The sequence below is a fragment of the Streptomyces sp. NPDC057950 genome (genome assembly GCF_042887295.1).
Lineage (GTDB): Bacteria > Actinomycetota > Actinomycetes > Streptomycetales > Streptomycetaceae > Streptomyces > Streptomyces kaempferi.
The window spans coordinates 35,546-49,909 of sequence record NZ_JBHVPP010000028.1 but is presented as its reverse complement, the minus strand read 5'-3'; the positions used below and the strand labels follow the sequence as shown (position 1 = coordinate 49,909).

Genomic DNA, 14,364 nt, shown 5'->3' with positions numbered 1-14,364 from the left:
CCGGCTGTTACTGGATTCCGCGGGTGTTGGCTCCCGCGGGTGTCATGGGTTGCCTCAGGCGGACGCGGTGGGCGTCTCCAGCCAGGGCAGGTCGTGCCCCATCCGGTCCCGCTTGGTGCGCAGGTAGCGGAGGTTGTGCTCGCCCGCCTGGACGGGCATCGGCTCCCGCCGGGTGACCCGGAGGCCGTACCGGACGAGCGCGTCGGTCTTGTCCGGGTTGTTGGTCAGCAGGCGCAGGCTGTGGACGCCGAGGTCCTCCAGGATCCGCGCGCTCGCGCCGTAGTCCCGGGCGTCGGCGGGCAGGCCGAGTTCGAGATTGGCGTCGAGGGTGTCCCGGCCGCGTTCCTGGAGCTCGTAGGCGCGCAGCTTGGACAGCAGTCCGATGCCCCGCCCCTCGTGCCCGCGCAGATAGACGACGACACCGCGGCCCTCGGCCTGGATGCGCTGCAGGGAGGTCTGCAGCTGGGGGCCGCAGTCGCAGCGCAGCGAGTGGAGGACGTCGCCGGTCAGGCACTCGGAGTGGACGCGGACGAGGACGTCCTCGCCGTCGCCGATCTCGCCGTGGACGAGGGCGACGTGTTCGACCCCGTCGGCGGTGGAGCGGTAGCCGTACGCCGTGAACTCGCCGAAGGCGGTGGGCAGCTGCGTCCTGGCTTCGCGGCGGACCGCGGGTTCGGCCGGGGGTGCCCCCTGGTCGAGCGGGGCCGGCAGCTGGGGGGAGCGGCGGTAGGCGATCAGGTCCTCGATGGAGATGATGGTCAGGCCGTGCTTGCGGGCGAACGGGATCAGTTCGGGAAGGCGGAGCATGCGGCCGTCCTCCCCCGCGATCTCCACGATGGCGCCCGCGGGGCGCAGGCCGGCCAGCCGGGCCAGGTCGACGGCCGCCTCGGTGTGGCCGTTGCGGACGAGGACGCCGCCGGGCCTGGCGCGCAGCGGGAAGATGTGGCCCGGCCGGACGAAGTCCCCCGCCCCGGCCTGGCCCCCGGCCAGCAGCCGGAGTGTGGTGGCGCGGTCGGCGGCCGAGATGCCGGTGGTCACGCCGTGGGCGCCGGAGGCGTCCACCGAGACCGTGAACGCCGTCCTCATCGACTCGGTGTTGTTCTCGACCATCTGGGGGAGCTGGAGGCGGTCGAGTTCGTCGCCTTCCATGGGTGCGCAGATCAGTCCGCGGCACTCGCTCATCATGAACGCGATGATCTCGGGGGTGGCCTTCTCGGCGGCGATGACGAGGTCGCCCTCGTTCTCCCGGTCCTCGTCGTCGACGACGACGATCGGCCGGCCCGCCGCGATGTCGGCGATGGCCTTCTCGACCGGGTCGAGCGCGAAGTCCGAGATGTCCTGCTCGTGGCCGGTGCTGTACCAGACGGGGGCGGCGGTCATGCCGGGACTCCTTCCAGGAGGGGCTGCCCGGCCTTGCGGGAGCGCAGCCACCAGTCGCGCATGCCCCACAGGACGAGCGCGCCGTAGACGACGTAGACGAAACCGGAGAAGGCGAAGCCGTTGGCGAAGTTGAGCGGGACGCCCACCACGTCGACCAGCAGCCAGGCGAACCAGAACTCGACCACGCCGCGTGCCTGGGCGTACATGGCGATGACCGTGCCGACGAAGATGTAGGCGTCCGGCCAGGGGTCCCAGGACAGCGACGGGTACGCGTGGAACAGGGCGCTCACCGCGAGGGTGCCGACGGCCGCGGCGCCCGCCAGGCAGGCGCGCTCGCGCCAGGTGGCGAACCGTACGGCGATGGAACCGTCCTGGCCCTGACCCCGGCCGCGGTTCCACTGCCACCAGCCCCACAGGGCGACGACGATGACCACGAGCTGCTTCCCGGCGCTGCCGGAGAGATGGGCCGAGGCGAAGGCGGTGAGCAGGATGACGCCGGACAGGAGCTGTACGGGCCAGCTCCAGATGGAGCGCCGCCAGCCGAGCGCGAGAGCGATCAGACCGATCACGTTGCCGATCATGTCCGACCACTTGATGTGCTGTCCGAAGAGTGTGAACGCCTCGGAGTTGAGCCAGTTCACGGCCGGCTCCCGGAGGTGTCCGGCAGCGCGACCGGCTGCTCGCCCCGGGCACCGAGCAGCCGCTCGACGTACTTGGCGATGACGTCCACCTCGAGGTTGACCGGGTCGCCGGGCTGCTTGCGGCCGAGCGTGGTCAGGTCGAGGGTGGTGGGGATGAGGCTGACGGTGAAGTGGTCCGGAGCCGCGTCGACCACCGTCAGGCTGATGCCGTCGACGGTGATGGAACCCTTCTCGACCACGTACCGGGTGAGGTCCGCGGGCAGCGAGATCTTCACGATCTCCCAGTGCTCGGACGGCTTGCGCTCGAGGACCGTGCCGGTGCCGTCGACATGGCCCTGGACGATGTGTCCGCCGAGGCGGTCACCCACGGCCATGGGGCGTTCGAGGTTGACGCGGGAGCCGACGGCGAGGGCACCGAGGCTGGAGCGGTTCAGGGTCTCCGCCATGACGTCGGCGGTGAATTCGTCGCCCTCGTGGTCGACGACGGTGAGACAGACTCCGTTCACGGCGATGGAGTCGCCGTGCCGTGCGCCCTGCGTGACGACGGGTCCGCGCAGACGGAAGCGGGAGGCCTCGTCGAGATTCTCGACGGCGGTGACCTCACCCAGCTCTTCGACGATTCCGGTGAACACTTCCCGGGTCCTCCTGCCTCATGGGGCACGGACTCCGGGGCCTGTCGATGACGACAGAATGAAACGGACTACGGCACCGGGAACGATGCCGAAGGCGGACCCGTCCCGAAGGACACGTCACGACAACCGGCAGCGCGCACGAATGCCCGCCCGCCGCGCACTGCCTCCCATCCGGACTTTAACCGTCGGTCCAGGAATTTCACCTGGTCAACCGGCCGCTGGAAGCGACCGGGTCGCGGACTGTAACCGCCGGTTCGGACTTTCACCGACCCCGGAGTGCGCTGCTTCTGGTACAGCATCAGTGTGCCACGCCCTGTCCATGCCCATGCGGGTGAAGTTCTGTGGGGTGCCTCACAGGTTGTCCGAATGGACTTCTGGCGCGGCGCAGGGGCGCTCAACTCCCGCGACGGTGCGCATACTTGACGGCGGAGCTGATATTGGTCCATACCTATTGACGCTCTGGTCTAGTCCTCTTAGTGTCGGCGATCAAGGTTTGCAGAAGCCGAGGTGGCCTACTCGCCCCCTGAGCGACCCGGCGGCGGTGACGGAGGCCCTTGCCCCGCCGCCGGGTCTCCCCACCGGGGAGAGACGCTCCGCCGAGCGCCTCCGGGAACTCCGCTCCCGGGCCCCCGACTTCTCCCTCCCGGCCGCGCGCCCGGGACGAGGGGCGTGACGCGGTGGATCACCGCGGATGCGGTGCGAACAGGTCGTCCTGGGCCGACTCCCGGGCGGTCAGGAGGGCACCGCGCAGCACCGCGCCTCCGCCCAGCGAGCCGGCCCGCACCTCGGCCGGCAGCGGGGACATCCGGGCCAGCCTCTCGCCGACCCGCCCGGCCAGCGCCTCCCCGCCCGCCTGCCCCACCTCACCGCCGAGCACCACGCAGCCGGGGTCGAGGACGGCCACGACGGACGCGGCGCCGACGGCGAGGCGGTCGGCGAGGGCGGCGAGGAATCGGTCCGCGAGGTCGCGCGGGAAGCGTTCGGTGCCGGCGCGGGACACGGCCGCCACCGCCGCGCGCACCAGTGCCGCCGCCCGTGGTTCACCGGGTGACTCCGCCGCCTCCAGCCCGAAACCCGCGGCGAGTTCGGCGATCGCGGCGGCTCCGGCCAGCGAGTGGAAGCCTCCCTCGCAGTCCGTCGCGGACGGCAGCGTGGTGGTTCCCGGCACCGGCAGGAACCCGATCTCGCCGGTGCCGCCCGAGGCCCCGCGGCGGAGTCTGCCGTCGAGGACGACGGCCGCACCGGTGCCGTGGCCGAGCCAGAGGAGGACGAAGGTGTCCCGGTCCCGGGCCGCACCCTCGCGCTGCTCGGCGAGGGCGGCGAGGTTCGTCTCGTTCTCGACGATGACCCGGGCGGGCAGGCGCTCCTGGAGGGCCGCGACCAGGCGGCGGTGCCATTCGGGCAGACCGGAGGAGTCCCGGAGTTCACCGGTGGCGGGGTCGATGAGACCCGGTGCCCCGATGCCGACGGTGTGCAGCCGCTCGGCCCCGGCCTCCTTCGCGGCCCGCTCCACCAGGGCGACCGCCTGCTCGACGGCGGGCCCCGTGCCGGCGTCGTCCGTGATGGGCACCGACGCCCGCGCGAGCTCCGCGCCGAGCAGATCGGCGACGACGACCGTGACGCCCTCGGTGCGCACGTCCAGGGCGGCCAGCTGCGCCCGGTCCGCGACGATCCCGTACAGCCGGGCGTTCGGGCCGCGCCGCTGCTCCCCCGACTCCCCCACGACCGAGATCAGTCCGGCGGCGGTCAGGCGTTCGACGAGGTCGGCGACGGTGGGCCGGGACAGGCCCGTGAGCTGCTTCAGCTGTCCGGCCGTCAGCGGGCCCTCCTGCTGCAGCAACCGCAGGGCGAGCCGGTCGTTGATGGCCCGGGCCGTGCTCGGAGATGCGGGCATGCCGGGATCTTCCCAGATCACGGAGTCCTCCCTGATCGGCGGGGCCCGCCGGCGCGGGACCCGGGGCGTACGGCTGCCGGCCCGGACGGCCGGGAACTCACCTGTCTATCAGGCAGGGTCCCTGATAGTTTACGGCGGCAGCATGGAGAGCGGAGCCGGGAGGGCGGGAATGACAGGGACGACGGGAACACCGGGTGCCGTGGTCCAGGACGCGGCCGAGGTGAGGCGGGCCCGGTACGCCGTGGCCGCCGTGTTCGCGGTGCACGGCGCGGTGACGGGCTCGTTCGCCACCCGCGTGCCCTGGATCCAGGACCACGCGTCCGTCAGCACGGGCCAGCTCGGACTGGCCCTGGCTTTCCCGGCCATCGGGGCGTCCCTCGCGATGCCGCTGGCGGGCCGGATCAGCCACCGCTTCGGTGCTCGCGCCGCGCTGCGCGGACTGATCTCCCTGTGGACGCTGGCGCTGGTCCTGCCGTCCGTCGCGCCGAACCTCTACACCCTGTGCCTGGCACTCTTCGTCTACGGCGCGACGGCGGGCATGGCGGACGTGGCGATGAACGCGCTCGGCGTCGAGATCGAGAACCGCCTCGGCCGGTCGATCATGTCGGGGCTGCACGGCATGTGGAGCGCGGGCGCGCTGGTCGGATCGGCGGGCGGCACCCTCGCCGCGCATCTCGGTTCGGACGCGCGTCTGCATCACGTTCTGGCGGCCGGGGTCCTGACGGTCCTGGGACTCACCGCGTGCCGATGGGTCCTGGACCTGCGGCCGACCGAGGACGAGGTACCCCCGCCGCGCTTCGCGCTGCCGCCGAAGTCGGCGCTGCTCATCGGCGCGATCGGCTTCTGCGCCGTGTTCGCCGAGGGCGCGAGCCTGGACTGGTCGGCGGTCTACCTCAAGGACGAACTCGGCACCTCGGCCGGGCTCGCGGCGGCGTCGACGACCGGCTTCATGCTGACCATGGCGCTGGCCCGGCTCGCGGGAGACGCCGTGGTGAACCGGTTCGGCGCGGTACGCACCGTGCGCGCGGGCGGTGCGCTGGCCGTGCTCGGCGGCCTGCTCGTCGTCGTCGCGGGCAACCCTGCGGTCGCGATGGGCGGCTTCGCCCTGCTGGGCCTCGGGATCGCGGTCGTCGTCCCGCTCTGCTTCGCCGCGGCGGGCCACGCCGGCCCCAACCCCAGCCAGGCCATCGCGGGCGTCGCCACCATCACGTACACCTCGGGCCTGGTCGCGCCGAGCGCGATCGGCTCGCTGGCCCAGGCGACCAGTCTGGTGGTGTCGTTCGGACTGGTCACGGTCCTGGCGAGCGGACTCGCCGTGTTCGCGGGTGTGCTGCGCGCGGGCGAGCGCGACCGTCCGAAGGTCAGTCGTCCGAACGCAGCAGTTCCCGGCCCACGGTCCTGAAGCGGTCGCTCCACGACGTCGGGCGCAGTGTGCCGGCGTCGAGCCGGACCAGGACCCGGGTCCCGCGCGCGTAGGTGACCGCGCCGTCCGACGAGCAGAAGCGGAAGCCGTACGTCAGTCCGGTGTCGCCCAGCCGCTCCAGCCACAGGTGGACGGCGTACGCGCCGGGCCGGTCGACCGGCACCTCGTAACTGATCCGCAGTTCCCTGACCGCGTTGCAGAAGTCGCCCGCGGCCTCCCAGTCGCCCTCGAAGCCGAAGCCGTGCTCGTTCCAGAGGGCCGTCCAGGCGCGTTCGACCAGCACGGGATAGCGGGCGTTGTGGAGCAGCCCCAGCGCGTCGAGGTCGTCGAAGTGGACGGTGACGGGGAGCAGTCTCCCGTACGGGAGGGCGGGGGCGACGGGGGCTTCGGCGGTCACGGGCGGGGCTCCTGAGGGTGCCGGGAGGGGCGGTGGGGGCACCCCATCCTAAGCAGCCGCTCAGGAGCCCCTGATCAGGGTGTTCGTACGCCGCCGGGTCGGCCCGCGCCCGGACCGCCGGGTCAGCCCGCGATGGAGTCGAGCTGCTCCGCCGCCGGCCGCAGTGCCCAGAGGTCGCCGCCGGGCGGTGCCTCCAGCCGCGGCACGGCGGCGCGCGCCGCCCGGTCGCCCGCGTCGGCCGCCGCGTGCACGACGTCGCTCGCCGCGAAGCGGTGGAACTCCAGTTCCGGGTAGGGCCACGGGGCGGCTCCCGTGGCGGCCGGCAGCAGTTGGCCGACCGCCTTGAACAGGCTCTGCCCGTCCGGCCCCCGGTACGCCCACAGGTCCACTCCGACGTGCCGGCCTATGGCCGCGAGGCGGGTGTAGGCGACGAGGTCGAAGGTCGAGTAGTGCCAGCTGCGGGTGCGGGCGAGTTCCTGGGGCTGGGTGCCGTCGGCGGCGATCTGCGGGTCGATGCGCCTGGACCGCGCGTCGAGCACGGTCCGCCGGGCCAGTTCCCGGTCGCCGGTCGCGTACGCCAGGGCGGCGAGCTGCATGTCGTAGAAGGTGCCGTGGTTGTTCGCGGCGGCGCCCTCCTCGACACCGAAGGGACTGTCCACCAGCCAGTCGCGGAAGTCGGTGTTCCAGGAGCGCATGGCCGTGCGGTCGGTCCTCGACCAGCCGGGGGCGCCGGTGTCGAGGATCGCGACGGCGTCCAGGACGCTGGTGTAGGACTGCGAGAAGTCGATGATGCCGATGGCCCGGCCGTCGTACTTGCAGGGGATGAACTGCCCGTGGTCCAGGTTCGGGTTCATCCGGGTGGTCGGGGCGAGGAACCAGGTGCGCAGAACGGTGGCGGCCTTCTGGGCGTACTGCTTCCTGCCGGTGTAGTACCAGGCGAGTGCCAGGTCGTACGTCGAGTCGAAGACCTTCTCGACGTCCTGGCGGTCGGTGCCGGTGTCGACCTCGGGGTTGCGCTGCCCGTCGCGCTGGACATAGGGGCAGCCCCACGGGTTGTCGGCGGTCGCGGGCCGCGAGGGCCACCAGTACGGGGCCTGGCTGAGGTAGTCGTGGACGTCGCCGCCGGGGGCGGGCTTCGGCTTGTCGACGACCGTCCAGGGGCCCTGGTCCAGCCAGCCGTCGGCGCGGGCCGTGAGGTTCGCGACCGCGTGCCGGAGTCCGGCGTCGCCGTGGTCCAGACGGATCTTCGTCCGTTGCAGCCGGGCGCCGTCGAGGACCGCGGTGGCGGGGGCCTTCGGTGCCGGACGGCCCGCGTGGGCCGAGGCGGTGGTCGGGACGACGGCGGCCGCGAGGGCGACCACGGCCGCCAGGACCACACCCGCACGGGGTCTTCTACCCATCGAACACTCCGATCAGACATGTGAACGTTGTTCATGAGTGGGACCGTGCGAGCGTAGAACCGCCAGATAGCCATGACAATGGTGCGGACCGATTCACGTACAGAGAAAGCGAAGTCGCACCATGGATCTCGGCGTGCGCTGGAAACTTCACGGCGACGGGCGCAACCCCGCGCCAGGAGCCGTCGTCCGCCCCGACGAACGCCTCTCCTGGCCGCGCACCGTCGGGCTCGGCGCCCAGCACGTGGTGGCGATGTTCGGGGCCTCCTTCGTGGCGCCCGTACTGATGGGGCTAGACCCGAACCTCGCGATCATGATGTCCGGTGTCGCGACGGTCGTCTTCCTGCTCGCCACCCGCGGCCGGGTGCCCAGCTATCTCGGCTGTTCGCTCTCGTTCGTGGGTGTCGCCGCGATCATCCGCGCGCAGGGCGGCACGAGCGCGACGGTGACCGGCGCGGTGTTCGTCGTGGGCGTCGTCCTGTTCCTGGTGGGGCTCGCCGTGCAGCGGTTCGGGGCTCGGATCATCCACGCCGCGATGCCGCCGGTCGTCACCGGCGCCGTCGTCATGCTGATCGGCTTCAACCTGGCTCCGGTGACCGCGTCCACGTACTGGCCGCAGGACCAGTGGACGGCGCTGCTCGTGATGCTGTTCACGGGGCTGTCCGTGGTCTGCCTGCGCGGATTCTGGTCCCGGATCGCGATCTTCCTCGGCCTGGTGTTCGGATACGTGATCTCCTGGCTCTTCGACCGGATCTTCGGAAAGATCCACTCGGTCGACGCGGGCGGCAAGGTCACCGACCACTGGCGACTGGACCTCTCCGGTGTCGGCCGGGCGGACTGGATCGGGCTGCCGCACTTCCACGGCCCCTCGTTCCAGTGGTCGGCGATCCTCGTCGCGCTGCCGGTCGTGATCGCGTTGGTCGCCGAGAACGCGGGCCACGTCAAGGCGGTCGGCGAGATGACCGGCGACCCGCTGGACGACAGGCTGGGCACCGCGATCTCCGCGGACGGCGCCGCCTCGATGCTCTCCACGGCGTTGGGCGGGCCGCCCAACACCACGTACTCCGAGAACATCGGCGTGATGGCCGCGACACGCGTCTACTCGACCGCCGCCTACTGGGCCGCCGCGGGATTCGCCCTGCTGTTCGGCGTCTGCCCCAAGTTCGGCGCGGTCGTCGCCGCGATCCCGGGCGGCGTCCTCGGCGGCATCACCGTCATCCTCTACGGCATGATCGGCCTGCTCGGCGCCCAGATCTGGCTGCACGGCCGGGTCGACCTGCGCAATCCGCTGAACCTGGTGCCGACCGCGGCGGGCATCATCATCGGCGTCGGCGGCGTCACGCTGAAGTTCACGGACACCTTCTCGCTCAGCGGCATCGCGCTCGGCACCCTCGTCGTGATCACCGGGTACCACGCGCTGCGGGCGATGGCGCCGGCCCATCTCAGGACCCGGGAGCCGCTGCTCGACTCCGGTACGTCGGCCTACGACGACGACAGTTCCTCCGACGGCCCGGACCAGCGCGCCGGTTCGTAGGCGGCCGCGACGGTCCGGGCCGCCCGCCGCCACGGCGCGCGCCGGGCCGTACGTGCCCGCTCCCCCGGTGCGCGGCCCGCCGCGGGACACGTACGCCGGACACCCGTCGCTCTCCCGCTCGCGACACTCCCGGCGGGGGCGTATTCCCCCGTTCTGGGGACGTGCCCGGCCAGGCGGCACACCCACCGGCCCCCGGCTGGGACCCTTCCCCCATGGCGCAGTTGGAACAGTTCACCACTCCCGTGCACACGGTCGTCTCCCGGATGCGGGCGCTGGAGGCGACCCTGCCGGAGCGGGACGGGGTCGCGGTCTTCAACCGTGTCTACCTCACCGTCACCGAGGAGATCGACCGGCGTCTGGGCGCCGGGGAGTTCCCGGATCCCGCGGCCGCGGTCACCCTGGACGTCCGTTTCGCCGAGCGGTATCTGACCGTGGCCGAGGAGGGGTGCCCGCCCGCCTGCTGGCGGCCGCTGCTGCAGTTCCGGCGCCATCCCGGAGTACTCCCCCTTCAGTTCGCGCTCGCGGGCGTCAACGCGCACGTCGGACACGATCTGGCGCTGGCCGTCGTGGACAGCTGTCGCGCGCTCGGCTGCGAACCGGCCGACCTGGAGGACGAGTTCGAGCGCGTGGGCGACCTCCTCGTGTCGATGGAGGAGCGCGTCCGCGAGGAACTGATGCCGGGGCCCGACCTCCTGGAGGTCGCCGACCCGCTCACCCACCTGCTGGGCGCGTGGAGCCTGGAACGGGCGCGCGACGCCGGCTGGTCGGCGGCACGGGCGCTGTGGGCGCTGCGCGGACTCCCCGGCCTCGCCCGGGAGTTCGAGGAACGTCTCGACGCGGCGGTGGGCCTGACCGGACGGATGATGCTGACCCCCCTGGGGGACCGAACCGGCCACTGTGGAAGGTAAGCCGGTGAACCTCCCGGTGATCGCTGTACGTTGACCGGACGGCTCACCGATGCGCAAAGGAGCGACTGGTATGGCGATCCGGCTCGGACTCGGCCTTCCGCAGATGAAGCAGTACGACATCGGGCGCGATGTGCCGGCGGTGGCCCGCGCGGCGGAGGAGACCGGCTACGAGAGCCTGTGGGTGTTCGAGCGGATCCTCTACCCCGAACCCGCCACCCAGGGGCTGTACGGGGTTGCGGGGCTGCCCTGGCCCGACGGCTACCGTTCGGTCGCCGACCCTCTGGTGACCCTGGCCCTGGCGGCCGCGTCGACCGGGCGGGCCCGGCTCGGCACCAGTGTGCTGGTGGCGCCGCTGCACATCCCCTTCCAGCTGGCACGCTCGCTCGCCACGCTGGACGCCGCCAGTGGCGGACGCGTGGTGGCGGGCATCGGTACGGGCTGGTCCCACGACGAGTACGCGGCGGCGGGCGTGGCGCCCTTCGAGAAGCGCGGCAAGGTCCTCGACGAGATCCTGGACGTCTGCGCGGCGGTCTGGGGACCGGACCCGGTGTCGTACGAGGGCGAGATCACCACCATCGCCCCGTCCGTGGTCGGGCCGAAGCCCGCGCGTCCGATCCCGGTGTACCTGCCGGCGAACAGCCCGCGGGCGCTGCGCCGGCTGGTCGACCGCGCCGACGGCTGGATGCCGGTCGCCCAGGGCGTCGACCGGCTCACCGAGGAGTGGACCCGGCTCCAGGAACTGGCCGCCGAGCGCGACAGGCAACGGCCGATCGAGGTCTGCGTCCGGGTGAACGCGCAGTACTCGGCCAAGCCCTACGAGGGCGCCGATCGTCCGCTGTTCACGGGCAGCGCGGCACAGATCGCCGAGGACCTGGCAGCGCACAGGGTGGAGGGGGTCGGGGAGTTCCTGCTCGATCTCCAGGCACCGCTCGGTGACGCCTCGGAACTCGTGGACGTCGCGGCGGAGGTGTACGGGCTGGCCCGCGCGGCCGGGGTCTGAGCACCGCCGCCGAAGTCCGGACCGCCACTGGGGTCCGGACCGCCACCGAGGTCCGGGCACCGCGGCCGGGGTCGGAGAACCCCGGTCGCCCCGCCCGGCCCGCGGCCGTGGCCCCTCAGTCCTCGGGCAGCTCCACCGGCGCGATCTCGTCGTAGACGTCGCCGGGCCCGGGGTTGGTCGGGTCGGTCGCTCCGCCCAGCTGGTGCATGACGCCCCAGACCGCGTTCAGCGCGGTCTGCACGGCGCCCTCGGCCCAGCCGGCCGTCCAGGAGATGTCGTCGCCGGCGAGGAAGATGCCCCGCTTGTCCTCGGGCAGCGCGTCCTGCACGAAGTGCGTGAACAGACGTCGCTGGTAGCGGTAGTGGCCGGGCAGGTTGGCCTTGAACGCCCCCATGAAGTAGGGCTCGTTCTCCCAGGAGACGGTCACCGGGTTGCCGATGATGTGCTTCCGGATGTCGACCTTCGGGTAGATCTCGCCGAGCGACTTCAGCATGACCTCCATCCGCTCGTTCGCGGACAACGGCAGCCACTTCAGGCTGTCGTCGCACCACGTGTACGAGAGGCAGATGACGGCGGGCTTGTCCGGGCCCTCGTCCAGGAGATAGGTGCCGCGGGTCATCCGGTCCGTGAGCGTCATCGACATGACGTCACGCCCGGTCGTCTCGTCCTTGTCGAGCCAGAACGGACGGTCGACGGGCACGAAGAGCTTGCTCGACTCCATGTAGTGGGTCCGCTCCATCGCCGTCCAGTGGTCGATCGGGAAGAGCGAGTCGTCGCAGGCGATCTTCGAGAGCAGCAGCCAGGACTGCGCGGTGAAGATCGCCGCCTGGTAGGTGCGGATGTCGCCGTTCGCGTCCGTCACGGTGATCCGGTTGCCCGACGTACGGTTCAGCCGGGTCACCGCCGGACGCGGGGCGCCGTCGTGCAGCGAGGCCAGCGAGGTCCCGGGCGCCCAGTGGACGATCTTCACCGGCTCGCGCTCCCACAGCCGCAGCGGAAGCTGCTGGGAGCCGCCGACGATGCCGCGGTGGTGGTCGTCGGCCTCGGTGTAGACGACGCGCAGGATCTCGAGGATCGAGTTCGGGAAGTCGGTGTCCCAGCCACCCGTGCCGAAGCCGACCTGTCCGAAGATCTCGCGGTGCCGGAAGGACTTGAAGGAGTCCGAGTCGCAGAGGAAACCGTAGAAGGTCTGGTTGTCGAGCTTCTCCACGAGCTTCGCCCAGATCTCACGGATACGCGGGACGTCGCGCTCGCGCATGGCCCGGTTCATGTCGGAGAAGTCGGCGCCCTCTTCGAGGCAGGCGTTCCAGGCGTTCATCACGTCGCGGTAGACCTGCGGCAGGTCGTCGACGGTGGTCGCGTAGTGCGACTCGCCCTTGAGGTCGACCACCGTCGAGGGCGTGGTCTCCGCGAGCGGGTTGGGGAACGGCCGGGTCTCCAGTCCCACCAGGTCGATGTAGTGCTGGAGGGCGGTCGAGGACGGCGGGAAGCGCATGGCGCCCATCTCGGCCGTCAGTGCGGGGTCGCACCCCTCGAAGCCCACCGTGCGCAGCCGGCCGCCGATCTCGTCGGCCTCGTACACGACGGGCTTGAGGCCCATCTTCATCAGTTCGTAGGCGGCCACGATCCCGGACAGGCCGCCGCCGATGACAGCGACCTCGGTGCCGTGCGCGGTCGCGGGTATCTGGCCGAGGCCCGCGGGATGCGCGAGGAAGTCGTCGTAGGCGTACGGGAAGTCCGGGCCGAACATGGTGATCGGCGGCTGCTGCGCGTCGGTGTGCTGGACGGCGGTGGGCACCGTGGACGTCATGGGGTACGGGCTCCTTGCGACAAAGCTTCGGGGGGAAGACTGAGGGTTCAGACGAGCGACCCGTAGAGGCCGGGGCGGCGGTCCTCCAGATACGGGTTCGCCTCGCGCGAGGCCGCGAGGAAGGCGGGGTCGGCGTCGGCGAGGACCAGTTCCTGCGCGCGCCCGGCGCGGGTGCGGGCGACTCCGTCGGGTCCGGCCAGCGTGGACAGCCCGACGAACTCGAACTCCCCCTCCACACCGACCCGGTTGACGTAGGCGACGTACATCTGGTTCTCGAAGGCGCGTACCGGCACGACGGACTCGGCGACGAACTGGAAGGGGTGCATCTGCGCGGTCGGTACGACGAGGAGGTCGGTGCCGGCCAGGGCGTGCGCCCGGACGTTCTCCGGGAACTCCACGTCGTAGCAGATCATCAGGCCGACGCGGAGGCCGTTCAGCTCGGCCTGGACCACCGGCTGGTCGCCCGGGGTGAAGTGGTCGCGCTCGAAGCAGCCGAAGAGGTGGGTCTTGCGGTAGTTCGCGAGCCGGGTGCCGTCGGCGGAGATCAGCTGCGCGGAGTTGTGGACCTTCTCCCCGGAACGCTCGGGGTAGCCGTAGACGACGGCCACGCCGTGCCGGGTGGCGATCTCGGCGATCGCGTCGGCTGCTTCGCCGTCGGCGGGCTCGGCCAGCCGCCCGATGTCGTCGCCGATCGCGTAGCCCGTGAGGAACATCTCGGGTGCGGCCAGCAGCCCGGCGCCGGCGGCAGCGGCTTGGCCCGCGGCGGCGTCGAGGACCTTGAGGTTCTCGACGACCGAGCCGGGTCGGCCGGAGCTCTGGAGCAGGGCTGTGCGCATGCGTGTTCCTCACCGGTACGGACGGGTTTGGGGGGCCAGGTAGACGGTACGGTCGCCGGGCCGGCGTGGACAAGGAGGAGCCGTTGCGTGCCGGTGAACGAATCGTTGCGTGCGGGGGCCGTCCGGCGGTGATTTGTTGCGGGGGGCCTTCGGGGGGCCTTCAGGGGGCCTCGGGCGCCGGCTCCGGGGCTTCGCCCCAGGTCCCCGGGGGCTGCGGTGTCGGGTGCCGGTGCGTGGGGGCTGGACGCGCCGTTCCCCGCACCCCCGGGACGACACCGTGCGACGTCCGGTGCCGGTGGGCGGAGGCTGAGCGCGCCGTTCCCCGCACCCCGGGACAACACCGTGCGACGCCCCGTGCCGGTCAGCGGGGGCTGGGCGCGCCGTTCCCCGCACCCCGGGACAACACCGTGCGACGCCCCGTGCCGGTCAGCGGGGGCTGGGCGCGCCGTTCCCCGCACCCCGGGACAACACCGTGCGACGCCCCGTGCCGGTCAGCGGGGGCTGGGCGCGCC

12 protein-coding genes and 1 riboswitch are annotated in these 14,364 nt (G+C 72.0%); of the genes, 4 read left to right on the top strand and 8 right to left on the bottom strand.

Annotated features, from left to right (window positions below; genetic code table 11):
• Window positions 1-54 precede the first annotated feature (54 nt).
• The 4 genes from ACFVTC_RS36360 to ACFVTC_RS36345 form a co-directional block, all read right to left on the bottom strand.
• Window positions 55-1,380: a bifunctional 3,4-dihydroxy-2-butanone-4-phosphate synthase/GTP cyclohydrolase II gene (locus tag ACFVTC_RS36360; protein WP_390133063.1), complete on the bottom strand. Its 1,326-nt coding sequence runs from the start codon at window positions 1,378-1,380 to the stop codon at window positions 55-57.
• Window positions 1,377-2,021, bottom strand: a complete 645-nt coding sequence (locus ACFVTC_RS36355) for a nicotinamide riboside transporter PnuC (protein ID WP_390133061.1) — start codon at window positions 2,019-2,021, stop codon at window positions 1,377-1,379. The genes ACFVTC_RS36360 and ACFVTC_RS36355 overlap by 4 nt, the downstream gene beginning before the upstream one ends.
• Window positions 2,018-2,653 (bottom strand): riboflavin synthase, encoded by a 636-nt coding sequence (locus tag ACFVTC_RS36350; RefSeq protein ID WP_390133059.1) that lies wholly within the window; start codon window positions 2,651-2,653, stop codon window positions 2,018-2,020. The genes ACFVTC_RS36355 and ACFVTC_RS36350 overlap by 4 nt, the downstream gene beginning before the upstream one ends.
• 153 nt (window positions 2,654-2,806) lie before the next feature.
• Window positions 2,807-2,937: riboswitch (FMN riboswitch) on the bottom strand.
• Window positions 2,938-3,335: 398 nt separating this feature from the next.
• A complete protein-coding gene (locus ACFVTC_RS36345; RefSeq protein ID WP_390133057.1) occupies window positions 3,336-4,547 on the bottom strand; it encodes an ROK family transcriptional regulator in 1,212 nt (403 codons plus the stop codon).
• Between the two features lie 169 nt (window positions 4,548-4,716).
• Here ACFVTC_RS36345 and ACFVTC_RS36340 point away from each other — a divergent pair, with 169 nt between their 5' ends.
• The gene (locus tag ACFVTC_RS36340; RefSeq protein WP_390133055.1) at window positions 4,717-5,949 is read left to right on the top strand and encodes an MFS transporter; all 1,233 of its coding nucleotides are present in this window, start codon (window positions 4,717-4,719) and stop codon (window positions 5,947-5,949) included.
• On the opposite strand, the gene ACFVTC_RS36335 is transcribed toward ACFVTC_RS36340, so the two are convergent.
• The gene (locus ACFVTC_RS36335; protein WP_390133053.1) at window positions 5,909-6,367 is read right to left on the bottom strand and encodes an acyl-CoA thioesterase; all 459 of its coding nucleotides are present in this window, start codon (window positions 6,365-6,367) and stop codon (window positions 5,909-5,911) included. The genes ACFVTC_RS36340 and ACFVTC_RS36335 overlap by 41 nt on opposite strands.
• Window positions 6,368-6,489: 122 nt before the next feature.
• Window positions 6,490-7,767, bottom strand: coding sequence for an alginate lyase family protein (locus tag ACFVTC_RS36330; RefSeq protein WP_390133051.1), 1,278 nt, complete (start codon window positions 7,765-7,767; stop codon window positions 6,490-6,492).
• A 121-nt stretch (window positions 7,768-7,888) separates the two neighbouring features.
• Between ACFVTC_RS36330 and ACFVTC_RS36325 the strand changes: the two genes are divergently transcribed.
• The 3 genes from ACFVTC_RS36325 (at window position 7,889) to ACFVTC_RS36315 (ending at window position 11,206) form a co-directional block, all read left to right on the top strand.
• Window positions 7,889-9,298, top strand: coding sequence for a uracil-xanthine permease family protein (locus ACFVTC_RS36325; protein ID WP_390133049.1), 1,410 nt, complete (start codon window positions 7,889-7,891; stop codon window positions 9,296-9,298).
• 212 nt (window positions 9,299-9,510) lie between these two features.
• Window positions 9,511-10,206 (top strand): DUF5995 family protein, encoded by a 696-nt coding sequence (locus ACFVTC_RS36320; protein ID WP_390133048.1) that lies wholly within the window; start codon window positions 9,511-9,513, stop codon window positions 10,204-10,206.
• Window positions 10,207-10,276: 70 nt separating this feature from the next.
• Entirely contained in the window at window positions 10,277-11,206 is a 930-nt protein-coding gene (locus tag ACFVTC_RS36315; protein WP_390133046.1) for an LLM class F420-dependent oxidoreductase, read from the top strand.
• Window positions 11,207-11,321: 115 nt separating this feature from the next.
• Here ACFVTC_RS36315 and ACFVTC_RS36310 read toward each other — a convergent pair whose 3' ends face one another.
• Window positions 11,322-13,016, bottom strand: a complete 1,695-nt coding sequence (locus tag ACFVTC_RS36310; RefSeq protein ID WP_168527147.1) for an NAD(P)/FAD-dependent oxidoreductase — start codon at window positions 13,014-13,016, stop codon at window positions 11,322-11,324.
• A gap of 47 nt (window positions 13,017-13,063) precedes the next feature.
• Window positions 13,064-13,852: a carbon-nitrogen hydrolase family protein gene (locus ACFVTC_RS36305; RefSeq protein ID WP_390133044.1), complete on the bottom strand. Its 789-nt coding sequence runs from the start codon at window positions 13,850-13,852 to the stop codon at window positions 13,064-13,066.
• Between the last annotated feature and the right edge of the window lie 512 nt (window positions 13,853-14,364).

Bases quoted from the DNA above. Each gene is read 5' to 3' on its own strand.
- ACFVTC_RS36360 (WP_390133063.1), bottom strand. From the start codon at position 1,380: ATGACCGCCGCCCCCGTCTGGTACAGCACCGGCCACGAGCAGGACATC.
- ACFVTC_RS36345 (WP_390133057.1), bottom strand. From the start codon at position 4,547: ATGCCCGCATCTCCGAGCACGGCCCGGGCCATCAACGACCGGCTCGCC.
- ACFVTC_RS36340 (WP_390133055.1), top strand. From the start codon at position 4,717: ATGACAGGGACGACGGGAACACCGGGTGCCGTGGTCCAGGACGCGGCC.
- ACFVTC_RS36330 (WP_390133051.1), bottom strand. From the start codon at position 7,767: ATGGGTAGAAGACCCCGTGCGGGTGTGGTCCTGGCGGCCGTGGTCGCC.
- ACFVTC_RS36325 (WP_390133049.1), top strand. From the start codon at position 7,889: ATGGATCTCGGCGTGCGCTGGAAACTTCACGGCGACGGGCGCAACCCC.
- ACFVTC_RS36320 (WP_390133048.1), top strand. From the start codon at position 9,511: ATGGCGCAGTTGGAACAGTTCACCACTCCCGTGCACACGGTCGTCTCC.
- ACFVTC_RS36315 (WP_390133046.1), top strand. From the start codon at position 10,277: ATGGCGATCCGGCTCGGACTCGGCCTTCCGCAGATGAAGCAGTACGAC.
- ACFVTC_RS36310 (WP_168527147.1), bottom strand. From the start codon at position 13,016: ATGACGTCCACGGTGCCCACCGCCGTCCAGCACACCGACGCGCAGCAG.
- ACFVTC_RS36305 (WP_390133044.1), bottom strand. From the start codon at position 13,852: ATGCGCACAGCCCTGCTCCAGAGCTCCGGCCGACCCGGCTCGGTCGTC.